The sequence below is a fragment of the Parabacteroides gordonii MS-1 = DSM 23371 genome (genome assembly GCF_000969825.1).
Taxonomy (GTDB): domain Bacteria; phylum Bacteroidota; class Bacteroidia; order Bacteroidales; family Tannerellaceae; genus Parabacteroides; species Parabacteroides gordonii.
On record NZ_KQ033919.1, the window covers coordinates 3368581 to 3395100 of the forward strand.

At 44.7% G+C, this 26520-nt stretch carries 16 protein-coding genes; 13 read left to right on the forward strand and 3 right to left on the reverse strand.

The features are described 5' to 3' along the window. Positions 1-54 precede the first annotated feature (54 nt). The 3 genes from HMPREF1536_RS12680 to HMPREF1536_RS12690 all read right to left on the reverse strand — a co-directional run bounded on the left by HMPREF1536_RS12680 (position 55) and on the right by HMPREF1536_RS12690 (position 5988). Positions 55-1683, reverse strand: coding sequence for a RagB/SusD family nutrient uptake outer membrane protein (locus tag HMPREF1536_RS12680; protein ID WP_028729829.1), 1629 nt, complete (start codon positions 1681-1683; stop codon positions 55-57). Positions 1684-1720: 37 nt separating this feature from the next. Next, positions 1721-5089, reverse strand: a complete 3369-nt coding sequence (locus tag HMPREF1536_RS12685) for a TonB-dependent receptor (RefSeq protein ID WP_028729828.1) — start codon at positions 5087-5089, stop codon at positions 1721-1723. A gap of 218 nt (positions 5090-5307) precedes the next feature. Then, a complete protein-coding gene (locus HMPREF1536_RS12690; protein WP_052349922.1) occupies positions 5308-5988 on the reverse strand; it encodes a FecR family protein in 681 nt (226 codons plus the stop codon). A 413-nt stretch (positions 5989-6401) separates the two neighbouring features. Here HMPREF1536_RS12690 and HMPREF1536_RS12695 point away from each other — a divergent pair, with 413 nt between their 5' ends. From HMPREF1536_RS12695 to HMPREF1536_RS12755, 13 genes are all read left to right on the forward strand, one after another. Then, positions 6402-7346, forward strand: a complete 945-nt coding sequence (locus HMPREF1536_RS12695) for a FecR family protein (protein WP_028729827.1) — start codon at positions 6402-6404, stop codon at positions 7344-7346. A 160-nt stretch (positions 7347-7506) separates the two neighbouring features. Then, on the forward strand, positions 7507-10860 hold the full coding sequence (locus tag HMPREF1536_RS12700) for a TonB-dependent receptor (RefSeq protein ID WP_028729826.1): 3354 nt from the start codon (positions 7507-7509) through the stop codon (positions 10858-10860). A 15-nt stretch (positions 10861-10875) separates the two neighbouring features. Next, positions 10876-12420 carry a RagB/SusD family nutrient uptake outer membrane protein gene (locus HMPREF1536_RS12705; RefSeq protein WP_028729825.1) on the forward strand — a complete coding sequence of 515 codons (1545 nt, stop codon included), beginning with the start codon at positions 10876-10878 and terminating at the stop codon, positions 12418-12420. A gap of 103 nt (positions 12421-12523) precedes the next feature. Further along, the gene (locus tag HMPREF1536_RS12710) at positions 12524-14041 is read left to right on the forward strand and encodes an arylsulfatase (RefSeq protein ID WP_028729824.1); all 1518 of its coding nucleotides are present in this window, start codon (positions 12524-12526) and stop codon (positions 14039-14041) included. An 11-nt stretch (positions 14042-14052) separates the two neighbouring features. Continuing rightward, positions 14053-16512 (forward strand): glycoside hydrolase family 2 TIM barrel-domain containing protein, encoded by a 2460-nt coding sequence (locus HMPREF1536_RS12715; RefSeq protein ID WP_044193371.1) that lies wholly within the window; start codon positions 14053-14055, stop codon positions 16510-16512. Positions 16513-16514: 2 nt separating this feature from the next. Next, positions 16515-17918, forward strand: a complete 1404-nt coding sequence (locus HMPREF1536_RS12720; RefSeq protein ID WP_028729822.1) for an arylsulfatase — start codon at positions 16515-16517, stop codon at positions 17916-17918. After that, on the forward strand, positions 17915-19966 hold the full coding sequence (locus HMPREF1536_RS12725) for a family 20 glycosylhydrolase (RefSeq protein WP_028729821.1): 2052 nt from the start codon (positions 17915-17917) through the stop codon (positions 19964-19966). The genes HMPREF1536_RS12720 and HMPREF1536_RS12725 overlap by 4 nt, the downstream gene beginning before the upstream one ends. A 149-nt stretch (positions 19967-20115) precedes the next feature. Continuing rightward, positions 20116-22782: a glycoside hydrolase family 2 protein gene (locus tag HMPREF1536_RS12730; protein WP_028729820.1), complete on the forward strand. Its 2667-nt coding sequence runs from the start codon at positions 20116-20118 to the stop codon at positions 22780-22782. Positions 22783-22821: 39 nt separating this feature from the next. After that, positions 22822-23607 (forward strand): glycoside hydrolase family 16 protein, encoded by a 786-nt coding sequence (locus HMPREF1536_RS12735; RefSeq protein ID WP_028729819.1) that lies wholly within the window; start codon positions 22822-22824, stop codon positions 23605-23607. A 149-nt stretch (positions 23608-23756) separates the two neighbouring features. Continuing rightward, entirely contained in the window at positions 23757-24092 is a 336-nt protein-coding gene (locus tag HMPREF1536_RS12740; RefSeq protein ID WP_028729818.1) for a DUF5684 domain-containing protein, read from the forward strand. 144 nt (positions 24093-24236) lie between these two features. Further along, positions 24237-25451 (forward strand): aminotransferase class V-fold PLP-dependent enzyme, encoded by a 1215-nt coding sequence (locus tag HMPREF1536_RS12745; RefSeq protein WP_028729817.1) that lies wholly within the window; start codon positions 24237-24239, stop codon positions 25449-25451. 10 nt (positions 25452-25461) lie between these two features. Next, on the forward strand, positions 25462-25866 hold the full coding sequence (locus HMPREF1536_RS12750) for a VanZ family protein (RefSeq protein WP_028729816.1): 405 nt from the start codon (positions 25462-25464) through the stop codon (positions 25864-25866). A 10-nt stretch (positions 25867-25876) separates the two neighbouring features. Continuing rightward, positions 25877-26476, forward strand: a complete 600-nt coding sequence (locus HMPREF1536_RS12755) for a ribonuclease HII (protein WP_028729815.1) — start codon at positions 25877-25879, stop codon at positions 26474-26476. Positions 26477-26520 lie beyond the last annotated feature (44 nt).

Here is a 26520-nt window from a genome sequence, read left to right on the forward strand (position 1 = left end):
TAGATCTAAGGTGTTTTTATTGGCACATTGGCATATCAGCTTATTGATACATTATTAGTTTGCCCAACCCGGATTCTGTGGTAACAGATTAGGATTGTAAGTAAACTCGTCGGTCGGGATCGGATAGAGGTATAGACGATCGTACCATGTGCGTGTCATACCCGGATAAAGAACACGGTATTCACCTGTTGCCGGATCACGGGGGCCTAAATAAGTTTTCAGGTTCTCCAATAGTTTACCGGCTTTCCATCTGCATAAGTCGTTCCAGCGAAGGCCTTCGCATGCTAATTCTACACGGCGCTCACGACGTATTTCGTTGAGTAATGGAGAGATGGCAACTTCCCACTTCGGCCAGTTCGGGTCGGTGAACCCAACATTTACTGTTAGATGTTTCATACCTACACGGTCACGCAGTTTATTGATTGTTTTATCCAGAACAGCCTGATCACACTCTCCTAATTCTGCTTTCGCTTCTGCATAGTTTAGTAGAACTTCACCATATCGATAGATCAGGTCATCCAGTGTACATTTGATATATTCATTGTCTTCAGCCAAAGGCGAATACATTTTATACAGGCGATAACCGGTGAATGTCAGATTATTGAATACCGGAGAGTTTTCGTATTCTTCCGAACCGTCGGCCAATATGGCGATAGGGCGGTCGGGTGTGTAAACACATTGTTTTAACCGGGGATCGCGATTTTCAAATTCATCCATAAACTTGGCATCTCCTTTATAAAGACTGCTTAATGCAATAGGCATACCATCATTGCATAAGAATGATTCTACAAAATCCTTGGTCATACCAGTCTGTGCTTCACGAACCGTACGCGGTCTGTTATTCATTCGTTTGTCTGTTATGTAGGCTGCAAAAAAGATCGCTTCTTTATTATTGGTATAATCCTGTTGGTTGAATAACGCGTGATAATCATCTTCAATATTACCGGTAGAGTAAATATCAAAATTACCACTGTTAATGATCTTTTCCGCTGCTTCTGCACTCATACGAAGGTATTTGTCCGCGTTTTCAAGATTCCTGTATTTTCTCCAGGTTCCTTCAAACAGACAAACTCTTGATTTCAATAGTAGCGCTGCATATTTGCTAAGCCGTGTGTCGGTCATTGTTTCAGGCAACCATGCACTGGCTTTATCCAGGCAAACACAGATAGAATCGATGACCGTCCCACGATCATTACGTGGGAAATACAACTCTTCAGAAGAAGTGGTCAGATCCGTAGTCAACCAAGGCACATCGCCGAAGCGGAGTACTTTTTCATAATAAAACTTAGCTTTGAAGAAATATATTTCACCAACATACCGGTTGATGTTTTCCTGAATACCTTCTACCGTATGGTAACGGGTCAGGAAATAATTACAACTTCTGATATTCGCCCAGTCACCTTTAGCCCAGCCTCCTCCGGCAGTCGGGATAGTGTAATCGCTCCAGATAAAAGCATCTTTCGACTGGTGCGCCTGGTTGTCGGATGCATTATCGCTTCCGTAAGCACCGGTATTATCCAATGTCGTATAGAATTGGTTTGCAAAGTTTTTCAAATCGTTTTCCGTCTTCCAATAAGTCTCGTCATTGATCTTATCTTCCGGGTACAAGTCCATAAAGTCGTTATTACATGCAGAAAATCCGAGTAACAAAGACAAGCTTGCTATATAATATACTTTTTTCATTCTGTTTTCAATTTTAATTATTCTACAATGTTCCATCTTAGAATGTCAGGTTAGCACCAAAAGAGAATGATCTGATAAATGGATAAGCATTTACTGTAGCCAATTCAGGATCGAAAGTGTCGGGCATTCCGGAGAATTCAAACAAGTTGTCCGCATTGAAATAAACTCTTAGCTTGGATATCTTGGCTTTTTCCGTGATATATTTCGGGATAGTATAACCCAGAGCTAATTGTTTACAACGAATATAAGCACCATTCAACATAAAACGCGTCTGATTTTGATTGATCGCATCCGCATTGAAACGGGCACGAGGGAAGAATGCATTTGTATTATCTTCTCTCCAGTAATCATAATTCATTTTCTGAGGAACAGACCATTGAGATCCGTAATGAGACAGATAGAATGTCTTCGACGGTATGATATCACGTTTTATAGTTCCCTGGAAGAATAAGGTAAAGTTGAAACCTTTATATTCTGCAGTTCCACGAATACCGAAATTATAACGCGGCGTTGTATTTCCAATAATTTTCATGTCCCCCGAATTATTAACAGTATTTTCACCTCTGGTTATTTTACCGTCACCATCCAGGTCTGCAAATTTTATATCTCCGGCATATTGGGTGAAACCGACAACTTTCGACTGATCCCATGCAGCAGCCTCTGCATCCGACTGGAATAAACCTTCGGTAACAAATCCCCAGATCTCTCCTAATTTCTTTCCTTTATAATAATCATCGGACAGATTCTTCGTCGGGTTGTCATATTTCGTGATTTCAGCTTGGTAGTCAGATAGCGATAGCGTTGCACTATAGGCTAATCCGCTCTGCAAAGTAGATTTCCAGGTCAAAGCAACTTCCCATCCGCTGGTTCTTAAGTCGGCGGAGTTCATCTGCGGTTCTGAAACACCTAAAATAGAAGGCAATGTTTTCGATTTCGTCAACATGTCTTCGGTTGTACGCACATAATAATCGAACTCACCGGTCAGGCGGCTGTCTAACATCGAGAAGTTGAAACCTAAATCCCATTGTTTAACAGTTTCCCAGGTCAGCTGATCGCTTACCAACGCCGGAGTATATACACCCATCTGTTTTTCTCCACTGAAGAGATAACCGACTTCGCCCGTGCTGTAAGAAGATACATAAGGATAATAAGAGCTAACCATCTGGTTTCCTAATGCACCGTAAGAACCTCTCAGCTTGAAATCATTAACGATATGGGCGATCGGTTTCCAGAATTTTTCCTGTGAAAGTCTCCAACCCAATGAGAATGTCGGGAAGAATGCAAAACGATCATCTTTCGGGAAGCGGGAAGAGCCGTCATAACGTCCGTTCACCTGGAACAGGTATTTATCGTCATACGCATAGAACAAACGGAAGAAAGCACCACGGATAGCCCATTGATTCATATAATCGCTTGTTGTGCGGTCACCTGTTGCCAGGTTAAGGAATGGAATATCGTTTGCAATCAGGTTGTTCCTGCTCAAGCCGACACCTTTATAAGTTGTATTTTCCTGGTTGAAACCGATCATACCTTCAAAAGCATGTACTTTATTGAATTTCTTCTTATAAGTGGCATAGGCATTGAATACATCGTACTGCGACTCTGTTTTTGAATAAGATACCTGGTTAGGGGAAGTATGCGGGAAGATTGAACCCGGATTTCCATCAGCATCATAATCGATATATTCGCGCACATGATTCTTGAAAGAATAGTTATAATAATTATAAGTATAATCGAAATTGATTTCGAGTCCTTCAAATGGATTCAGTTTTGCAAAGGCTGTCGCGTACATATTATTATTTCTCATTTCGGCCGATCCTCCCTGAGACAACCATGCTGCCTGATTTGTGAAATAACCGTCACCGCAATAACCTGCAAAATGTCCGTCGGGATGATAAACCGGCATCAGAGGACGGCTGTCGCCCGGAATCGTTGCTCCCAAAGAGTTGTTCCCATATTTATTTTGTGGGCCGGTATTCATTTTTACCATCGACAAGGTTGCTCTTAATCCGACCTGCAACCAATTGTTTACTTTATAGTTAACATGCTGCAATACATTGAAACGCTTGTAGTCTTCGTCCGTCCAGCGAGAGATACCGTCTTGTTGGAACATACCAGCCGATGTCATATATTTGGCCGTTTCACTACCTCCTTGTACGCTGATATTGTATTGCTGCATCGGATAACTTTTCTTATTCAGTGCATCATACCAATCCGTATTGCCGCAATAACGATATTTACTGGCCGCATCGTCCGGATGATGGAATACCGGAAGATTGTTGACCGGATCGTTGTAGTAATTTCTGACATGCTCCATAGTAATGTCATCAAAATAGTTACTACCGTTAGATGTCGTATTGGCGTCATTCATCCATTGAGTATATTCCAAAGAGTTCATATATTCCGCATGAACTGTCGGAACGTTGATGGAATAGTTGGCACTTAATGAAACGACCGGTTTTTGTGAAACGAAACCTGTTTTGGTTGTGATCAGGATCACACCGAAAGCTGCACGTGCACCGTAGATAGAAGCAGAGGCTGCGTCTTTCAAAACAGTAACGTCTTTCACATCCTGCGGGTTGATCAGGTTCGGATCCATTTCAATACCATCGACCAGGATCAATGGCGAACCGCCTGATATGTTTGTCGTACCACGGATGTTGAATGTCGAACCTGTTCCCGGAGCACCGCTGGAAGAAGTGATATTCAGGTTGGCGATTGCGCCTTGCAAACCGGCTCCCAGGTTGGTTAGCGGACGGTCTTCGATCACTTCCGAACCGACGGTGGCCACAGAACCTGTCAAGTCTGCTTTTTTCATTGTACCGTATCCTACGACAACGACCTCTTCCAATGTCTCGGAGTCTTCCTGTAAGATGATTTCCATTCTTCTTCCGGCGTTAGCTTTCACCTCTTCCCTGACATAACCGATAAAAGTGATCACCAGCGTCGAACCGGACTTTGCATTAATAGAGAAGTTCCCTTCCACATCAGTTGTTGTCCCGTTAGTTGTTCCTTTTTCAACAATGTTGGCTCCGATGACAGGGTCGCCATTCGTATCGATAACTTTCCCCCTGATCATACTGTTTTGTTGCGGAGCAGCAGCCATAGTCTGTTTACCAAGAACGATATGGTTTCCTTCTACAGAATATGTGATACCCGAATCAGCTAACAACTCTTCCAGTACTTTTGAAACAGGCTGGTTTTTAGCCTTTAAAGACACCTTCTTGTTGACATTTACCTGATTATTATAGATAAACAGATAATCGGTCTGGTGTTCTATTTCATTCAGCACTGTTTCCAGTTGAACATTTTTTTTGTTGATACTGACCCTCGCATTTTGCGAATGTGTATTTTCTGCAAAAGAGCAGAACACACATATTAAGAGCAGGAATGTCGTGATTCTCATAATTCTGAAAATTTTTAAGGGTCGCGGTGCCCGATAATTACACCTCGACAAAGTGTTTTCTTTCATACTTTGTTGTGATTTGAAATTAATAAATTTGATAATTTAGTTTGTGTTAATTGGATGTCTGCCGGCTATTGCCCCCCAGCCTTCGCCGGCATTACGGTTAACAAGTTTTTACTCCATAAGCATTTTAATTTAGGTGAAACATATTGTTAAAATCATTTGATATAAATTATATGATTGTCCTCATCCCGTTCATAGGCAAACTTTATATCTTTCTGCAGGACTCTCAAAGCATAATCCACACCATCTGTTTGCCTGAATTTTCCGGTGTATAGATATTTTTGTACTTGCAGGTTTGTTATATGTATGTTTATTCCATAATATTTCTCAAATTCTTTCATGATCGAAGCGAACGTTTCGCTCTTGAAACAGATCAACCCTTCCCGCCAACGGTACGGATTGTAATCGTCTACCGGCATCACTCGTAATTTACCTCCATGTAGATAGGCTTTGTTGTTAGGGGTGAGCATCAGACTTTCGTTGGCATCTGTCAGCGATGAAATCTTTACGCTTCCTTCCATCAGGGCCGTTTCAAAACTTTCGGTATCGGAATAGGATTCAACGTCGAATTTTGTTCCCAGAACCTCTACATTGTATTTGTCGGTCTGCACCGTAAACGGTTTCTTTTCGTCTCTGGCCACTTCAAAGTAGGCCTCGCCATCCAGCTTGACCAGGCGTTGATCCGTATTAAAGGAGACCGGATACTGAATTGTTGTTCGTGCATTCAGCCAGACATCGGTTCCGTCGGGCAGTGTGATATTGATTCGTTGACCGGCCGGAACAGTGATTGTTTGTAATGCTATGGGGGCCTGTTCCGTCTGTATCTGCTGATACATGAAACTCCCTCCAAGCGTAAGGGCTATGATGGATGCTATTTTAATTAACTCAGTTCTAAGAGAACTCTGTCCATCTTTTTTCTCCCGGTAGTGTTTTAAATTTCCTTCGGATGAAACCCAAAATGCATCCGAATGGAATAAAAAATGAAATGAATTATAAAATATCAAATTGTCATTACTATAGCGAGTAATTCAAATTTCTACCCCAGGTAATTTGAATTAGTATCGCGACTAATATTTTTTAACGTATCAGAAGGATGCGATTAGTCCCCGTTTCATTACAATCTGATAATCGAATCGGAAACAATAAAATGGGTGAAATATGGTATTGAATAATTTTTTTTATTTCTTTACTAGGGATATTAATTTATGAACTGTTATTATTATAGATGGCTATATTGAGCGTATTAAACATGAATAAAGACATATTATATAAGTTTTTTGAAGGAACGGCATCTTTAGAAGAAGAAAAGGATGTGAAACGGTGGATGGAAGCGTCAGCCGAAAATCAACGTGCTTTTTTTAAAGAGAGAAAACTTTTTGACTCGATGTTACTTTTAGGAGATGAAAACAGGATCAGGTCAGGAAAAAAGAGGTTCTCAATCAACCTTAGTTCTCTTAGAACTGAGTTAATTAAAATAGCAGCGGTTGTAGCGATCACATTGGGGGGGAGTTTTCTTTATTTTCAGTCTTTGCAGGAAAAGGAACAAATGGCGATGCAAACAATTTCTGTTCCGGCCGGTCAACGAATCAATATCACCTTGCCCGATGGAACAACTGTCTGGCTAAATGCCAGAACTTCACTGACATATCCTACGAAATTCAGCAAGAAGAATCGTCAGGTAGTATTGGATGGAGAGGCTTATTTTGATGTAGCCAGAGACGAAAAGAAACCGTTTACGGTGCAAACCGACAAATACAACGTGGAAGTTTTGGGTACAAAGTTCGATGTAGATGCTTATTCGGAAACAGGGGAATTTGAGACAACGCTGATGAAGGGTAGCGTGAGAGTAGCTTCTGTAGATGATCCGGAGCAGAATTTAGTACTAAAACCAGACAATAAGGTGTCTTTGCGTGATGGAAAATTGCATGTTACTCCGGTGGAGGACTACAATCCTTATCGCTGGAAAGAAGGACTGATCTGTTTCAGGAATGAATCGTTTATGTCTATCATGAAAGATTTTGAAAAATATTATGGTCTGGCTATTCATGTAAAGAATAAGGAAGTAATGAAATATGTCTATACCGGCAAATTCCGTCAGACGGATGGGGTGGATTATGCATTAAGAGTTTTGCAGAAGGATATAAAATTCACTTATCACCGGGATGATGAAAATCAAATAATATATGTAGAGTGAAAAGTTTGAATTTATGATATTTATTAACCTTAAAAAAATAGCGTATGAAAGTATATGATCATTAAGTAAAATGCCGGCAAGCGCTGGGGGGCAATTACCGGCATTCAATCAACACAATTCAATAAATTAAACTGTATTAACTTCAAATCAACACAAAGGTATGAAAAAAAACTCTTTGTCGGGTAGGTATTATCCTAAAAGCCCGCAACTTAAACAAATCTTTAGAATTATGCGGATCACCACATTTCTGTTATTAGTCTGTGTCTTCTGCACTTTTGCAGAAAATACGCATTCTCAGAATGCCAGGGTGAGTATTACGAAAAGTAATACTCAATTGGAAGATATATTAAGTGAGATAGAAAGTCAGACGGACTATCTGTTTATTTATAATAACCAGGTGGATATCAACAAGAAACTTTCTATTAAAGTAAAAAACAAACCTGTTTCCGCAGTTTTAGATAATCTGCTGAAAAACATGGGAGTTAGTTACGCTATGGAAGGGACACATATCGTATTGACAAAAAACACAGAGAACTCTCTTCCTGTACAACAACAAGCTAAAAACATAACCGGTACGATTGTAGATGTGAACGGTGACCCGGTTATCGGTGCAAATATTGTAGTTAAAGGAACTACAAATGGTACGATCACAGATATAGACGGACATTTCACAATTGAAGCGGATTCAAAGTCTGTTCTGAATGTATCATACATAGGATATCTGACAAAAGAAGTTGCTGTAGGCAATCAGCAGAATATTCGTGTCGTACTGTTGGAAGATACGAAAACGCTGGATGAAGTGGTCGTAATCGGTTACGGTACACAGAAGAAAGCGGACTTGACAGGTTCTGTGGCAAATGTAAGTGCAGAAAAACTGAATACACAAAGTAATGCAAATATCGGCCAGGCACTGCAAGGTAAGATTGCCGGTGTGGATATCGTTTCACAAGGTGGTAATCCCGGAGCCGGAAGCCGTATCATGGTACGTGGTATCGGTACATTGAATAATGCATCTCCTCTGTTCATTGTGGATGGTATGTATATGACGGGGATCGATCATATCAACCCGAACGATATTGCCAGTATAGACGTATTGAAGGATGCTTCTTCAGCTGCTATCTATGGTTCTCGTGCAGCCAATGGTGTGATAATCGTAACAACGAAAGAAGGCTCGAATACAGAAGGAAAGCCTATCGTAGATTTATCGGTCAATGCGGGTGTTTCGATGGTAAGCAAGAAATTGGATATGCTGGATGCACAGGGATGGTCGGAAGTAACTTCCGTTGCCCGTCAGGCTGTAGGCAAACCTGTATTGGATATGGCTACCGATCTGTCCAGCAAACCGGACAACGACTGGCAGGATATTATGTTCAGACCGGCTTTGATGCAGAACTATAATATTTCTGTTAAGGGAGGCGGTAAATATCAGACTTATTATACTGGTCTTGGATATTTCAATCAGGATGGTGTTGTGAAGGGTACGAATTATGAACGTTATACTTTGCAGACGAAAAATGATTATAAGAAAGGTATTTTCTCTGCCGGAACGAATGTGTTGTTGACTTTCAACCATGATAAACCGTTGCATGAAGAACTTCGTGGTGGTATGGTCGGAACTATTTTGCAGGCACTTCCTACTTTAGAAAAATATGATGATAGCCGGAAAGGTGGTTATGGCGGCTTGTACGGTGACGTAGCTAACTTACCTAACCCGCTGGGTATGATCGATGATAATCTGATGAATCGCTATAGCGAAAATATGAAGATTTATGCGAATGTTTATGTTCAGTTGGAATTGTTTAAAGGTTTGAAATATAAACTGAATATGACTCCCGACTTCGAATTCTACCGGTATAAGAAATATCTGAATGAATATGATTTCGGTATTACAACCAACTCTGTTACTCAATTGACAGAACGGCAAACACGCAGGCGTAATGTGTTGGTGGAAAACTTGCTGACTTACGATCAAACATTTGGAGATCACAAGGTTTCAGCTTTGGTTGGTTATACCTATCAGGACAACCGCTATCGTTACCTGCAGGCTTATGGCGAAAATCTTCCGCAAGGATTGGAAGAGATAGATGCTTCAACCACTTCTCGCAGTAATGAAGGTTATTCCAACCGTAGTGTGCTGACTTCTATCCTGGGACGTGTATTTTATTCATATAAAAATAAGTACCTGATCACAGCAACGATCCGTCGTGACGGTTCTTCTAAATTCGGAAAGAACAACCGGTATGGTAATTTCCCTTCTGCATCCGTTGGTTGGAATATCGCAGAAGAAGAGTTTATGAACAACCTGAGTTGGCTGGATCAATTAAAGATTCGTGGCGGTTATGGTGTTCTGGGTAATCAGGAAATTGACAACTATCAGTATTCATCGACGATTACAACCGGTATTAACTATCCGGACGGTAACGGTGGCCTTATACAAGGTGCTTTCCCGAAAGATTTCGCTAACCCGGATATTAAATGGGAATCTACTGCGATGACGAATGTGGGTATAGACTTTGTCGCTTTTAATAATCGTTTGAATATTACTGCCGACTGGTATGTAAAGAATACGAAAGATATTTTGCTGACAGTGCCTATCCCCATTTCTTCCGGTGGTGCGAACGATCCGATCCGTAATGCCGGTAAGATCCGCAACAAAGGTTTTGAGTTTAATGTTGCCTGGAATACGAACGTAAATCAAGATCTTTCTTATGGCGTAAGCGTATTGGGCAGCTTCAATAAGAATGAGGTGACAGCTATGGGTACAGGTTCGCAGGCCATCTGGGGCGGTGCTACCAACCAGAATATCAATACCTGTAAAACAATGGCCGGTTATCCGATCGGCTCATACTGGTTGATCCCTACCGACGGTTATTTCAACAGTGAAGCGGAAGTGGAAGCGTATTCAAAAGACGGTGTCAAGATACAGCCGAATGCACAGGCTGGTGATATCCGTTTCAAAGATACCAACAACGATGGAACGATCGACGACAAAGACCGTGTTTATTGCGGCAGTCCGTTCCCTGACTTCACATTCTCTGTAAGTGGAAATGTTACATGGAAGAACTTCGATGCATCTGTTTCCTTCCAGGGTGTTTTAGGTAATAAGATTTATAATGCAACCCGCCAGACTTTGGAAGATGTTACAAAGGGAACTAATTTCCTGGCTTCCTGTTTGGATTATTGGACTCCGGATAATTTGAATGCTGCACATCCGCGCCTGACCTGGGATGATCCGAACCGTAATACCCGTGCAGAATCAGACCGCTATCTGGAAAATGGCTCTTATCTGCGTCTGCGTAACCTGCAGGTCGGTTATACTTTCCCGCAACAGTGGTTCAGAGGCTATATTCAAAAAGCCCGTGTATATGCAAATGCAGAGAATCTGTTTACGATTACCGGATACACTGGTTTTACTCCGGACGTGAATACTAATAATGCTAGATATCGTGGTTTTGATAATTTCATTTATCCGACCAACCGTGTATTTATGTTAGGCGTGAATGTAACATTTTAATTGAGAGAAAATATTATGAAGACATATATAAAGACAACACTTGCTGTGTTATTTTCGGGAATGTTCCTCTTTTCCTCGTGCGATAGTCAATTGGATCAGACGAATCCCAATAAAGCAACCGAAGATACTTTCTGGAAAGATGAAGCCGACTTTAATCTGGCGTTGACCTCTTGTTATACTCCATTGAAAAATGCCCTGAACGGCGGATATTATGGAACCCGTGGTGTGATGCTCCGTATTGCACGTGCCGATGAGGTGGATTTCCGTAATGATATATCGGACGTATACACAGTAAACCGTTTTACAAACAGTAATACAAACTCCTTGACCCAGGGTATGTTCTATCAGTTCTATAATGCACTCTATCGTACCAATTCGATTATGCAGAAACTGGAAGAAAAGGGTGACCAGTTTACGCAGGAATTTCAGAATGCCGTAACCGGTGAATGTTTGTTTATCCGTGGTTTTTATCTGTTCCAGTTGGCAAAAGAGTTCCAGAATGTTCCTTTAAGGCTAACGGCTTCACAATCGCCTTCCACTTTCCCGTTGGCAAAGTCTTCCCAATCAGAGGTCTGGGCCCAGGCCGAAATCGATCTGAAGAAGGCGGCAGAACTTCTACCCGTTACAAATAAAGTGGGAAAACCGACCAAAGGAGCTGCTAATGCCGCTTTAGGTAAATTGTATATCTATGAAGAAGAATGGCAGAAAGCAATCGATGTAATGGAACCGCTTACCAAAAGCCCGTATACATACAGGTTGGTCGATGACTTCTACTGGAATTTTGATGACGAACACGAGAACAACTCGGAAAGTATTTTTGAACTGCTGATCGAGGACGTAGGTGGTACGGATTTGTGGGGTAATGGTGAAAATATCAACTCTACCCAGTCTAATACCCGACCGAAAGAATATGCGGCAGCAGAAGTGGGTGGTTGGTATGAAGCAAACCCGACTCAGCAGATGATGGACATACTTCTGAAAGAAAAGGATAAGGATGGCAATTACGATTATCGTGCCCGCTGTTCCGTTGCCTGGGATTATGAAGGTTGTATGTATTATCAGAGACCTTTCCGTGAAGTGTTTGCACAGGATAAATGGAATACCTACTGGATATTGAAGTATCAGAACTGGAAAACACTGACGGAAGAGATTGCTCCCCCGAAATCATTTATCAACGAACGTGCAATCCGTTATGCAGACGTGCTTTTGTTATTGGCTGAGGCAAATATGAATCTGGGAAAACTGGACGTGGCGATTGGCTATATCAACCAAATCCGCCAGCGTGCAAACCTGAATGATTACAGTGGAGCCAGAACCAAAGAAGACGTATTTGAAGATTTGGTACAGCAGCGTGCGGTAGAGCTCTTTGTAGAAGGCGAACGTTTCTACGACCTGCGTCGTTGGGGAATATTTGAACAGACATTAAAATCTTGTGATGATGTTCGTTATCAAAACTTTGCTGGTGGTAAATCAGGAAATACCAATAAGTTCTATTATTTCCCGATACCGGCAAAAGAACTGGAAACAAACGAATTATGTACACCGAATGAAGGGTGGTAATGACTAGTTTTTAATAGGTAGTCTTTTTTATCAAGCCGGCTGTGATTAGTGTATTACGCATTATAGCCGGCTTTTTTATTATACTTATTCTATAAATAATAGTATGAGAAAATTTAATATCATAATAACATCCGCCTGTATCCTTGTCGGTTTCTCTTGTACGAAAAAAGAGAATAGCCAACCCAATGTGATCTATATATTAATGGACGACATGGGCTATGGAGATTTGCAATGTTACGGACAACAAAAGATTGAAACACCGAATATCGACCGGCTGAGGGATGCCGGTATGCAATTTTCCCAACACTATACCGGATCTCCGGTGTCAGCCCCGGCAAGATGTGTCTTGCTAACCGGACTTCATTCCGGACATACGCAGATCAGGGCGAATGACGAGATGCCGGAAAGGGGGGCAGTCAATAGCCACGACTCGATGTTCGTTCATCCGGAACTGGAAGGACAGTTCCCTGTAAAGGCCGGGACGATGACGATCGGACGTATGATGCAGCAGGCCGGTTATAAGACCGGATGTTTCGGTAAATGGGGACTGGGAAATCCGGGTTCGGATGGCGTTCCAAACAAACAAGGCTTCGACGAGTTTTTCGGTTATAACTGCCAGCGGCAGGCACATACTTATTATCCGCCTTTCTTATGGAAGAATGAGAAACGGGTCTGCCTGAATAATAAGGTGTTGGATCCTCACCTGGTAAAACTGGATGAAGGGGCCGATCCTCGGGATGAAGCCAGTTATGCCAAATATACCCAACAGGTATATGCGAACGATACGATCTTTAGCGAGTTACAGCAATTTGTCGATCAAAACAGGGAGCATCCGTTTTTCCTGATGTGGACGACTCCTCTTCCGCATGTCTCTTTACAGGCTCCGGAACGTTGGGTGAAATATTATGTCGATAAGTTCGGGGATGAAGAACCATATACTGGTACAAAAGGCTATATGCCTTGCCGTTATCCGCATGCGACTTATGCCGCTATGATCAGCTATTTCGACGAACAGGTCGGAAAGCTTGTCGATCAGCTGAAACAGGCTGGTTTATATGATAATACAGTTATTATTTTTACTTCCGACAATGGCCCTACATTCAACGGAGGAAGCGATTCTCCTTGGTTCAACAGCGGAGGCCCCTTTAAATCGGAATATGGCTGGGGCAAATGCTTTGTGCATGAAGGAGGAATACGGGTTCCCGCAATCGTTTCCTGGCCGGAACAAATTAAGGCCGGCAGTGGGACAGATCATATTTGCTCTTTTCAGGATGTGATGCCCACACTGGCAGATATCGCAGGTATAGCTTGTCCGCCGACAGACGGAATCAGCTTCCTTCCTACCTTGAAAGGAGAAAAGGCAAAACAGAAAGAACATGAATACCTGTATTGGGAATATCCCGATGCTCAAATAGGCTTGAAGGCTGTCCGCTGGGGTAACTGGAAAGGGATCATTTCCGATATCAGAAAAGGGAATACGGTCATGGAGCTATATGATCTGGACAGTGATTTGCAGGAACTGCATGACGTGGCATCCGAACATCCGGATATTGTAGAGAAACTACAACATTATATGGATATTTCGCATGAGACTCCGGAGAATCCTAAATTCCGTTTTTAAAAGGTAGATCAATGAAATATACACGAAAGTTAAACTATAAATGGCTACTGCTTTTTCTGTTTTGTTATATCTCTAATGCAGAAGCAGCGGAGGTGTTGCGTTTTGACAGCAGATGGAAATTTTATCTGGGTGACAAAGGGCAGGAAGCCATACAGCCCGGTTATAATGATTCTGACTGGCGTGCGCTCGATTTACCTCACGACTGGAGCATAGAAGGTGCTTATGAACAAACGGCCAACGGTACAGACTGGCAAAGCGGTTTTCTTCCGGCAGGAATAGGATGGTATCGGAAAACATTTTCTTATGATCCGGATTGGAACGGCAAGAAAGTCCGTATTCAGTTCGACGGTATTTATTTGAACAGCGAGGTTTGGATAAACGGGCATTCGCTGGGGAAACGTCCTAACGGGTATATCGGTTTTGAATATGACTTGACTCCTTATCTGAAAACCGGCGATAATTGTATTGCCGTTAAAGTCGACCAGTCCAAACCTCTTACCGGACGCTGGTACACCGGTTCTGGTATTTACAGGCATGTATATCTGCATGTATCTTCTCCGGTGCATATCGGTTATTCCGGTGTTTATTTTAATGTAGATACCTTTTTGCCGGATAAGGCTGTTTGTTCGGTCGACGTATCGATTGTAAATCCGGCAGAAGAAATGGTGCAGGTAGTATCCTGTTTACTGGATAAGAGCGGACAAACCGTAGCCCGGAGTTCCGGGACTGGAAATGTTGTTTCCGGAGATAAAGTAGAGATGGAAGTGGTCTATCCCGAACGTTGGTCGCCGGATAATCCGTTCGTTTATACATTGGTTTGCCAGTTGAAGAAAGGAGAAACGGTGGTGGATGAGGTTCGGCAACCGGTTGGTTTCCGTTCGTTGGCGTTCAGTCCGGAGTTTGGCTTTAAGCTGAATGGAAAGGTAGTCAAGCTGAAAGGCGTTTGCGATCATCATACCGCTGGTGCTGTGGGAGCGGCTGTACCTGAAGATGTTTTGTATTACCGTCTGAAACTTTTAAAAGAGATGGGTTGTAATGCAATCCGTACGGCTCATAACCCTTTCTCTCCGGAATTTTATACCATGTGCGATACGATGGGGTTGATGGTGCTGAATGAAGGACTGGACGGATGGAACACGCCGAAAGCAGCCGACGATTACGGCAATTACTTTGAGGAATGGTGGGAAAAGGATATGACCGCTTTTATCAAACGCGATCGGAATCATCCCTCAGTCATTATGTGGAGCATAGGAAATGAAGTATATAAGTCTTCTGCAGAAATTCAATGTAACCTGGTCAATCTCTTCCATTCATTAGATACACGTCCGGTAACGCAGGGCGGTGCCGATCCTACCCGTGGCATGTCTGTTGATTACAAGAAGAATTTCGGTAGTCTCGATATTGTAGGGTTTAACGGGAACGGGGAAGAAGTGGGGGAATTTGAAAAGTTCCGGAAAAACTTTCCGTCCGTATGTGCCGTGGCGACAGAGGTACCTCATACCTATCAGACCCGTGGCGTTTACCGGACAAAGACACAATGGCGAAGGAGGGACTTTCCCGCTCCCTGGGAACAGGGTGATCCGGTGAAATGGGATCAGTTTGAGAAACGGGTTTATCCGATCCCAGATCTGACCGACGAGGAATTTTTCCCGGAGGAAGCAGCGAATCCTTATTACCAGTCTTCGTATGATAATGCTTCGGTTCGTATCAGTATCCGGAAGTCCTGGCAAAGAACTTGTTCATTCCCCTGGCTGATGGGAGAATTCCGCTGGGGCAGTTTCGATTATCTGGGAGAGGCGGCATGGCCGCAACGGTGCGGCAACTTTGGGATCATAGATGTAGCGGCCATGCCGAAAGATGCTTACTTCCTGTATCAGAGTTTATGGAGCGACAAGCCGATGGTGCATTTGCTGCCCCATTGGACTCATACCAGAAAGGAAGGGCAAATAGTGCCGGTTGTTGTATATACTAACTGCGATTCTGTCGAATTATTATTAAATGGTGTATCTTTGGGAACGCAACCTTATGAGGGGGAACAGTTAGTGTGGAAAGTCCCGTATAAAGCCGGGAAGATAGAAGCAAGAGCAAAGATGGGCCATGAAATTGTCGTAACGGATTTACAGCAGACGGCTTCTTCTCCTTATACTGTCGCTTTTTCGGCAAATAAATCCGTGTTAAGGGCTGGCACCGGCGATGTTGCCCGGCTGGAATTAGGTGTTGTCGACAAGGATGGCGTTTTATGTCCGTATGCATCCGAAGAACTCTCTTTTGAGTTGGAAGGTTCTGTCCGTCTGTTAGGTGTGGATAATGGCGATCCGGTGGATATGTTTCCTTATAAGCAGCCCCGTTGCCGTACTTTCAGAGGAAAATGCGTCTTGCTGCTTCAGGCAACCGATACACCGGGTACGGCTGTGATAACCGTCTGGTCGGATAAATTGAAAGAAAAGAAAATAACATTAGATATAAAATAGATATGAAAACACAACTTGTATTATGCTTGGGCGGAACTCTGTTAGCCGGAATGTCCGCCTGCAAAAGTGAAGCTCCGAAGAAAGAAGTTCCGATGAATGTGATCTACATTCTAGCCGACGACCTGGGATATGGCGATATCGGCTGTTACGGACAGACGAAAATCCATACGCCTAATATCGATAAGATGGCGCAGGAAGGTATGTTGTTCACCCAGCATTATGCGGGATGTACGGTCAGTGCCCCGTCACGCTGTTCGTTGATGACCGGACTGCATACCGGACATTCCCAGATACGCGGAAACAAAGAGATCGATCCGGAAGGACAGCAACCGATGAGTGTCGATACCTATACCCTGGGTAAACTGATGAAATCGGCCGGATATACCACCGGTATTTTCGGTAAATGGGGATTGGGGTATCCGGGTTCTTCCTCTGTTCCTTCTACGATGGGCTTCGATGAGTTTTTCGGATATAATTGCCAGCGTCAGGCACATAGTTATTATCCCGATCATTTGTGGCATAATAACGATACAGTCTTTTTGCATGAAAACGATAAGGAAGGGCGTAAGGTCTATTCGCAGGATCTGATCCATGAACAGGCCCTGAAGTTTATCCGCGACAATAAAGATAAACCTTTCTATGCCATGCTGACTTATACGTTGCCCCATGCCGAGTTAAATCTGCCGCACGACTCTATCTATCAGCAGTATGAAAATGCTTTTGAAGAAGTTCCTTACGACGGCAAGATGGGGTATCATCCGTCTGAAAAGCCTTATGCCTCTTTTGCTGCTATGGTATCGAGACTGGATAAATATGTCGGCGATGTAATGGCAGAATTGAAAGAACTGGGATTGGATAAGAATACGATCGTTATTTTTACCAGCGACAACGGCCCTCACCGGGAAGGTGGAGCTAACCCCGATTATTTCAAGAGCTACGGGCCGCTGAAAGGTGTCAAGCGGGATGTTTACGAAGGCGGTATCCGTGTTCCGATGGTTGCCTGGTGCCCGGATAAGATCAAGGCCGGTGTTAAGACGGATCATATCAGTGCTTTCTGGGATGTGATGCCTACGTTGGCTGAATTGACCGGTGTTACTTTACCGGAGCAAGGGGATGGAATCTCTTTCTTACCCACTTTGTATTCTAAAGAAGGGCAGAAGCAACACGATTACTTGTATTGGGAATTTCATGAACTGAATGGCCGTGAAGCTTTACGCAGCGGTAATTGGAAATTGATCCGTCAGCCGATCGTAGGCGAGACGATTCTGGAACTATACGACCTGAGTAACGATATCCATGAAGACCATAATCTGGCTCAGCAAAACCCGGAGAAAGTGGAGGAACTGGAAGCATTGTTGGATGGAGCGCGTACGGAATCCCCATTATTTAATTTCGGAAGACAATGAAAACTGCCTTATTCCTATCGATGTTATTGGTTACGGGCAGCTTGCTGGCTCGTAACCTGGATAAGACGTTTCAACTCTTACCCCAGCCCCAGTCGATCGAGATTCAGGCTGGCAAAGGGTGGGATTACGGGGAACTGTCGTATGTAGTAGCCGACGGAGAAGCTCCGATCCCTGTGCTGGGAGCCATCACAAACGGATTACCTCAGAGTGAACGGGCTGGTAAAGGTATTCATTTCCGGTTGTCGCAAACCGGTGTGCCGGACTCTCCGGAAGGGTACGTACTTGAAATAACAGGCAAAGGAGTTACCATCACTTCCCGTGATGAGGCAGGCCTTTTCTATGGTTGCCAGACGCTGGAACAATTACTCGAAGACAGCCGCGACTTTAAGAAGGAGATACCGCCGATGAAAATAACGGATTATCCGGCGATCGCCTACCGTGCCGTCCATCTGGATACCAAGCATCATCTCGACCGGATGGATTACTATTACCGGATGGTGGATAAACTGGCCCGTTATAAAATAAATGCCATCATCTGGGAACTGGAAGACAAACTGCGTTTCACCCGCCGTCCCGAAGCCGGGGCTCCGAATGCGATCAGCAAACAGGAAATGCAGGCATTATGCCGGTATGCGAAAGAGCGGAATGTGGAGATCAGCCCACTGGTGCAAGGTCTGGGACATGCCGGATTTATCCTCAAGCACCATTGGGAGTTGAGGGAGAACCCTGCCAGCGACTGGGAGTTCTGCCCTTCCGATCCCCGCACCTATGAGGTACAGTTCGACTTATACCTGGATGCCCTGGAAGCCATGCCTTATGGCAAATATCTGCATGTAGGGGGAGACGAGATTACCGCGATCGGTATCGACGACCGTTGTAAGGCAACCGGCAAGTCTGCTTTTGAACTTCAGATGATCTGGTTGAAGAAAGTCTGCCGTTTTGCAGTCGATCATGGCCGTACCCCTATATTCTGGGATGATATGCCGCTTAAATATGCCGGTATCTGGAAACTCGCATTGAGCGACAAGCCGGAAGACGAAGTGGCAAAGGTTTGGAATACCGATAAGCTGGATAAAGCTATCGACCTTTTTCCGAAAGAATGTGTGTATATGCGTTGGAAATATGAGGATGCCACGTCTCCTGCCCATCAGCGGCTCTTGAAATGGTATAGCGACAAAGGGCTGAAAGTGATGGGGGCGACTGCTGCATCGGCCGGCGATTCCCCTTTCCTTCCCCGCAAGGATACCCGGTCGGAATATGTGAGGGGCTTCAGCCGGTTGGTGGCCGAAAATCATCTGGAAGGGATTCTGGCAACAGCTTGGGACGACGGTTCACCCCATCCGGAAACAGTCTGGCGCGGATATATCGCACAAGGGGAGTTCGGCTGGAACCCGACGGCACGTGATGTGGCGGCCTTTAAGAAGGTACATGCCCAACGTGAGTACGGATTCCGCCCCGAAGAGAACCGGATGGTTTTCCTGGATGAATTGGAAAAGGCAATCTTTTTCTTCGATGATGCGCTGGTATCGTCAGGACGCCGCAACCCCGCCTGGGGAACGACCGCTTTTACCTTGATCGGTCTGCCGGATAAAGAACATCCGGGTGCCTGGAGCGAAACCTATAAGGAGAAGATCGACAAGGCGAAAGAAGAGGCGAAACGTTATCAGACGATCCGTGAAGGCGTGTTGGCGGCTGAACGGAATGCCTTGCGCAACCGTTATACGCTGAAGGTCTACGAACAGACGAACAACCTGCAGAACTATCCGGTACGTCTTATTCTGGCATTGAACGAATACGATACGGCAAAGGATGAAGCCGGTCGTAAAGCGGCACAGGTGAAGATCCGGGAAGTATGCGATTATTTTAAGGTGATGCGCAAGAACCTGGAGTCTGTTTATTCGGAAACCCGTTTCATGCAGCAACCGGAAGGATTTATCGCCGATATGAACCATCATAATCATCTGGCCTCAAAAACAGACAACAGCGACTGGCTCTATCTGTACGAGATCCCGATGATGAAGAAGGTGCTTCAATGGATAAAAGAATAAGAAAGGATTTACGATCGTCATAACAACACGGTTACGGCGATCGTAAACGAGTTGTTACGGTCATCGTAAACGGTAAGTTACGGCCATCGTAACAATACAGTTACGGTTGTCGTAATAATTGAATAAACAACATCATAAATTAATAAACCATGAAGAAAATAATAGTAACTCTTTTTATCTGTCTGCTCTGCTTCCCTTTGTGGGCGGCGCATCAACCGGAGTTTTCAACAGCCGGTTTCTTCCGAATGGATCATTCCGGGCGTGAAGTGTTTTCCATGAACCCGGCCTGGCGTCTCTATAAAGGAGCTGCACCGGGAGCCGATGCAAAAGACTTTAACGACAAAGACTGGACGGTCGTTTCCTTGCCGAACGGCATCGAATACTTGCCCACCGAAGCCAGTGGTTGTATCAACTACCAGGGGGAAGCGTGGTACCGCAAGCATTTCACTCCCGATGCAGCCTTGAAAGGAAAGAAACTCTTCCTGCATTTCGAAGCGATCATGGGAAAGAGCAAAGTGTTTGTCAACGGCAAGCAGTTGACGGAACATTTCGGAGGCTACCTGCCTGTCGTAGTGGATGTAACGGATGTGTTGGACTGGAATGGCGACAATGTGATCGCAGTATGGGCCGATAACAGCGACGATCCTTCCTATCCCCCGGGCAAAGCGCAGGACGTACTCGATTATACCTATTTCGGAGGTATCTACCGGGACTGCTGGCTGATCGCCCATAACAATATCTTTATCACCGATCCGAATTATGCGGATGAAGTGGCCGGTGGCGGACTCTTTGTTGCCTACGATAACGTATCGGATGCATCGGCAGACGTGCTCCTGAAGATACAGGTGCGTAATGAAACAAAGAAATCGTTTACCGGAATAGTGGAATATGAGTTGCAGCAACCAGATGGGAAACAAGTGGCTTTTCTGAACACCAAGATACGGGTAAAACCGGGCAAGTCTGTAAGCAGTTCGGATAAACTGCTGGTGAAAGATCCCTTGCTGTGGAGCCCGTCTTCACCTACATTATATAATCTGCTTGTCCGCATCCGTGACGAACAGGGCAATGTGATCGACGGTTACCGCCGCCGTATCGGTATCCGGAGCATCGAGTTCAAAGGAAAAGAAGGTTTCTGGCTGAACGGTAAACCTTATGACAAGCCGTTGATCGGCGCTAACCGCCATCAGGACTTTGCCGTGGTGGGTAATGCCGTAGCGAACAGCATCCACTGGCGCGATGCCAAAAAGTTGAAGGACGTCGGAATGGAAGTGATCCGCAACGCCCACTGTCCGCAAGATCCGGCTTTTATGGATGCCTGCGACGAATTGGGTTTGTTCGTGATCGTCAATACACCGGGCTGGCAGTTCTGGAACGACGCTCCCGAATTCGCCCAGCGGGTATACAGCGATATCCGTCACCTGGTACGTCGCGACCGTAACCATCCTTCGGTATGGCTTTGGGAGCCGATCCTGAACGAGACCTGGTATCCGGCCGACTTCGCCAAGAACACCAACGATATCGTACATGCCGAATATCCGTACCCTTCCTGCTATTGCGGCAGCGACAGCGAAGCCCGTGGACACGAAGTCTTCCCGGTTCTTTTCGCCCATCCGCAGAATGCAGACCCGGAATGGGCGCTGAAGCATGCGGACGATACCAAGACATACTTCACCCGCGAATGGGGAGATAACGTAGACGACTGGAATTCGCATAACTCACCCAGCCGCGTAGCCCGTAACTGGGGTGAACAAGCCATGTTGATACAGGCGCAGCATTACGCTTCCCCTTCTTATCCGTATACCAGTTATGACGCTTTGTTCCAGACTTCCCGCCAGCATGTAGGCGGCTGCCTGTGGCATTCGTTCGATCATCAGCGCGGTTACCATCCCGACCCATTCTATGGAGGAATCATGGATGTGTTCCGTCAGCCTAAGTTCTCTTATTATATGTTCATGGCACAGCGTCCGCCGGTTAAAAGTGATGGGATAGCCGAGACAGGGCCGATGGTATTTATCGCCAATGAAATGACTCCTTTCTCCGGCAAGGATGTAGTGGTTTATTCCAATTGCGATGAAGTGCGCCTGACCTTCAATAAAGACGGAAAGACTGCCACTTATAAAAAGGATAAGAACCGGAAAGGAATGCCTTCACCGGTAATCACTTTCCCGGGTATGTATGATTTTATGGTGGATAAAGCACTTTCAAGAGATAGAAAGCAGGATGATGTTTACTTGCTGGCCGAAGGTCTGATAGACGGGAAGGTGGTAGCCACGCATAAGGTCACCCCGGCTCGCCGTCCCGAAAAACTTTTGTTATGGGTGGATAACGAAGGGACGAACCTCGAAGCCAACGGTTCCGATTTCGTTACCGTAGTTGCCGCCGTAGCCGACAAGCAGGGCAACATCAAACGTCTGAATAACTATTTCATCAAATTCAACGTAGAAGGCGAAGGTCGTCTGTTAGGTGGTTCGGATGTAATGGCAAATCCGGCTCCGGTGAAGTGGGGAACCGCCCCTGTCCTGGTACAGTCTACCTTGAAACCGGGTAAGATCAAAGTAACCGCCAGTGTCCTGTTTGAAGGCTCGCAGATGCCGTTAAGTGCAGAACTGGAGTTTGATAGCCAGGCAACAGCTTTTCCGTTGATTTATAATCCTTCGGAGGCCGCTCTGATCCCTGCTTCTTCTGTCGGAAGCGGCCAGGCTGCAACGGTCAAATTATCAGCAGAACGTGAAGTGGAGCGTTTAAAGAAAGAGTTGAATGCGCTGAAGCTAAAAGAGGTGGAACGCCAGCAAACAGAGTTTGGCGAAAACCGGTAAAATGAATACCTTTATCCCGAACAATAAATTTAATGGATTATGAAGAAAGGTTTATCTTGGTTTTTAGTATGCTTCAGTGTAATGTGTGTATTCTCCTGTGCACAGCAACCCAAAGAATGGACACTGGTTTGGGAAGATAATTTTGATCAGGCGGATAGTTTCGATCCGGCTTCCTGGAGTAAGATACCCCGCGGAGGTTCCGATTGGAATAACTACATGTCCGACTTCGATTCCTGTTATGCCATGCGGGACGGAAAACTGATCCTGCGCGGACTGGTCAATTACAGCCTGCGGACTGATACGGCTCCTTTCATTACCGGGGGAGTCTATACAAAAGATAAAGTCGGCTTTAATAACGGCCGTCTGGAAATCCATGCCAAACTGAACGGGGCAACCGGTGCATGGCCTGCTTTCTGGCTGCTGCCTCAGGATGGTAAATGGCCGAACGGAGGGGAGATCGATATTATGGAACGCCTGAATAACGATAGTATCGCCTATCAGACCGTCCATTCAAACTATACCTTCAACCTGGGCATCAAAGACAACCCGAAGCAAGGAGGTACAGGCCTGATAAACCGTGATGATTTCAACACCTATACCGTTGAAATGTATCCCGACAGCCTTGTTTTCTTCATAAACGACAACCATACGTTTACCTATCCGCGTATTGAAACAGACAAGGAAGGACAATACCCCTTCAGCGAAGGGCAGTTCTATCTTCTGTTGGATATGCAGTTGGGAGGTAGTTGGGTAGGAGCCGTAGAACCTGCTGATCTGCCCGTGGAAATGGAAATTGACTGGGTACGTTTTTATCAGAAGAAATAATTTCGGAGTATTTTCTGTTGATAATTATGATAATTGGTCTCTGCGTGAAATTGTTAGTCGTTTTTTCTTTAAAATTGTAACAAGATATCGGTATAAAAAGTTTACCTTTGTCTTGTAAATAATATTTAAATATCTAAAATCTAACTGTAATGATTGGATCAATTATTCAACTGGCTTTATCCATACTGATGATCGTTAGTATGTGGAAGGTTTTTGAAACTTTCGGCCAGAAAGGGTGGGCTTGTATCATTCCGTTCTACAACATCATTGTAATGTTGCGTATCGCTAAGTGGGAACCTGTTAAGTTCTGGTTTTTCCTGATTCCGATTTACAACATTTATTTGTGTTTCCTGTTGTACCGTGATATCGCGGCTAAGTACGGAAAGGGTAGCAACGAATTTGCTGTAGGTCTGCTTTTATTACCGTTTATTTTCTTCCCGTTGTTGGCGTTCAAAGAAACTCCGATAGCAGAAGATGTAGAGTAACTAGTATTGAGGGAATGGAAAAGCCTTTCGTGAGAACGAAAGGCTTTTTTTATATTCTTATATCTGTATAAATGAATATCTCGCCGTTGTTAAAATAAACATCGTATCTTTGGCGTTTGTTATAAGACTAAAGATACACGAGCTATGTTAGATATACAATCTATCCGGAAAGATTTTCCTATTCTGGAACATAAGATATACGGTAAGCCGCTCATCTATTTCGATAATGGTGCTACAACGCAGAAGCCACGCCAGGTGGTGGAAAAGATTGAAAGCGGTTATTATAATGTAAATGCCAATATCCATCGTGGTGTTCATTTCCTGAGCCAGGCCGCTACGGAAGCACACGAAGAGGCACGCAAAACTGTACAGTCGTTTCTGAATGCCCGCTCCTCTAACGAGATTATTTTTACACGCGGCACGACCGAAGCGATCAACCTGATAGCTTCCAGCTTTACCGACGAATGTATGTCGGCAGGCGATGAAGTGATCCTCTCGGTCATGGAGCATCATTCCAATATCGTTCCCTGGCAGATACAGGCGGCAAAGAAAGGGATTGCCTTGAAAGTGATCCCGATGAATGAAAAGGGAGAGCTCGAGATGGATAAGTTCCGCGAGTTATTTTCCGACCGTACCCGCCTGGTTTCCGTAACCCACGTATCCAATGTGCTCGGAACTATTAACCCGGTAAAGGCGATGATCGAAGAAGCGCATAAGCACGATGTGCCGGTGCTGATCGACGGAGCGCAGGCTGTTCCCCACCTCGCTGTGGATGTACAGGATCTGGATGCCGAGTTTTATGTATTCTCCGGACATAAGGTGTACGGGCCGACCGGTATCGGTGTTTTGTATGGAAAGGAAGAATGGCTGGATAAGCTTCCCCCTTACCAGGGAGGCGGTGAAATGATTTCGACCGTTTCTTTTGAAAAGACGACCTTCAATGAACTGCCTTTCAAGTTTGAAGCAGGTACGCCCGATTATATCGGCAGTACAGCGCTGGCAGAAGCGTTGCGGTACGTCAATCATCTGGGGATGGAGAATATAGCCGCTTACGAGGATGAATTATTGCGCTATGCAACGGAGAAGCTGAATGCGATCGAAGGAATGCGTATTTTCGGGCAGGCGGCTCACAAAGGGGCGGTTCTATCCTTCCTGGTCGGAAATATCCATCATTATGATATGGGAATGTTACTGGATCGTCTGGGGATAGCTGTCCGCACCGGACATCATTGTGCACAGCCGCTGATGCAGGCGTTAGGCATTGAAGGGACGGTTCGCGCTTCCTTCTCATTCTATAACACGAAAGAAGAAATTGATACTTTTGCCGCCGGGATAGAGCGTGTAAGAAAAATGTTTTAATAAGTAGTTTATGTTATATTACCTGAAGAAATATCCGATATCTTTAACTGTCATCGCAATAGTCATTTACCTGTCGTTTTTCAAACCGCCGACGATGGAGATAACGAAGATCCCGAATATGGACAAGCTGGTGCACCTTTGCATGTACGGCGGGGTATCGGGAATGCTATGGATCGAGTTCCTTCGCAACCACCGGAAGTATGACGAGGTGATGTGGCATGCCTGGATAGGAGCTGTACTTTGTCCGATCTTGATGGGAGGAGCGATCGAATTACTTCAGGAATATTGCACCACTTACCGGGGTGGTGACTGGTTCGACTTTCTGGCCAACTCGACCGGAGTAGTGCTGGCTACCTTGTTCGCCTATTTTGTGTTACGGCCCTGGATGCTGAGAAACAAGAAAGTAACAAATTAATCTAACTTGTATGCTGTTACCTTATTTAGAACCCAACCGGATAGAAGCCGGATGTGATGAGGCGGGACGCGGATGTCTGGCCGGATCTGTTTTTGCTGCGGCAGTGATCCTTCCACCCGATTTTAAGAATGATGATCTGAACGACAGTAAGCAACTGAGCGAGAAGAAGCGCTATGCTTTACGTCCGGTCATCGAGCGTGAAGCCATTGCCTGGGCAGTCGGTATCGTCACCCCCGAAGAAATAGACAAGATAAATATATTGAAAGCTTCTTTCCTGGCCATGCACCGGGCTATCGATCAACTGGCAGTAAAGCCCGAACATCTGCTGATCGACGGAAACCGTTTTACTCCATATCCCGACATTGCCCACACAACTGTAGTGAAAGGTGATGGTAAATATCTGAGTATCGCAGCCGCCTCTATTCTGGCCAAAACTTATCGTGACGACTATATGGACGAATTGGCTAAAGAATACCCCGATTACCATTGGACTGAAAACAAGGGCTATCCTACTAAAGCCCACCGTGAAGCTATCCGCGCTGTCGGCATCACTCCCTATCACCGTAAAACATTTACTTTACTCCCTGAACAATTAATGTTGGACTTCTGAAATAAACGGCTTCCCTTTGTCTTTTTCCTGTTTATTTCGATATA

What these genes read in the sequence shown, in the direction of transcription:
- HMPREF1536_RS12720 (WP_028729822.1), top strand. Translation starts at nt 16,515, where the DNA reads ATGAAAACACAACTTGTATTATGCTTGGGCGGAACTCTGTTAGCCGGA.
- HMPREF1536_RS12680 (WP_028729829.1), bottom strand. Translation starts at nt 1,683, where the DNA reads ATGAAAAAAGTATATTATATAGCAAGCTTGTCTTTGTTACTCGGATTT.
- HMPREF1536_RS12735 (WP_028729819.1), top strand. Translation starts at nt 22,822, where the DNA reads ATGAAGAAAGGTTTATCTTGGTTTTTAGTATGCTTCAGTGTAATGTGT.
- HMPREF1536_RS12730 (WP_028729820.1), top strand. Translation starts at nt 20,116, where the DNA reads ATGAAGAAAATAATAGTAACTCTTTTTATCTGTCTGCTCTGCTTCCCT.
- HMPREF1536_RS12750 (WP_028729816.1), top strand. Translation starts at nt 25,462, where the DNA reads ATGTTATATTACCTGAAGAAATATCCGATATCTTTAACTGTCATCGCA.
- HMPREF1536_RS12685 (WP_028729828.1), bottom strand. Translation starts at nt 5,089, where the DNA reads ATGAGAATCACGACATTCCTGCTCTTAATATGTGTGTTCTGCTCTTTT.
- HMPREF1536_RS12740 (WP_028729818.1), top strand. Translation starts at nt 23,757, where the DNA reads ATGATTGGATCAATTATTCAACTGGCTTTATCCATACTGATGATCGTT.
- HMPREF1536_RS12695 (WP_028729827.1), top strand. Translation starts at nt 6,402, where the DNA reads ATGAATAAAGACATATTATATAAGTTTTTTGAAGGAACGGCATCTTTA.
- HMPREF1536_RS12690 (WP_052349922.1), bottom strand. Translation starts at nt 5,988, where the DNA reads ATGTATCAGCAGATACAGACGGAACAGGCCCCCATAGCATTACAAACA.
- HMPREF1536_RS12715 (WP_044193371.1), top strand. Translation starts at nt 14,053, where the DNA reads ATGAAATATACACGAAAGTTAAACTATAAATGGCTACTGCTTTTTCTG.
- HMPREF1536_RS12725 (WP_028729821.1), top strand. Translation starts at nt 17,915, where the DNA reads ATGAAAACTGCCTTATTCCTATCGATGTTATTGGTTACGGGCAGCTTG.
- HMPREF1536_RS12745 (WP_028729817.1), top strand. Translation starts at nt 24,237, where the DNA reads ATGTTAGATATACAATCTATCCGGAAAGATTTTCCTATTCTGGAACAT.
- HMPREF1536_RS12710 (WP_028729824.1), top strand. Translation starts at nt 12,524, where the DNA reads ATGAGAAAATTTAATATCATAATAACATCCGCCTGTATCCTTGTCGGT.
- HMPREF1536_RS12700 (WP_028729826.1), top strand. Translation starts at nt 7,507, where the DNA reads ATGAAAAAAAACTCTTTGTCGGGTAGGTATTATCCTAAAAGCCCGCAA.
- HMPREF1536_RS12755 (WP_028729815.1), top strand. Translation starts at nt 25,877, where the DNA reads ATGCTGTTACCTTATTTAGAACCCAACCGGATAGAAGCCGGATGTGAT.
- HMPREF1536_RS12705 (WP_028729825.1), top strand. Translation starts at nt 10,876, where the DNA reads ATGAAGACATATATAAAGACAACACTTGCTGTGTTATTTTCGGGAATG.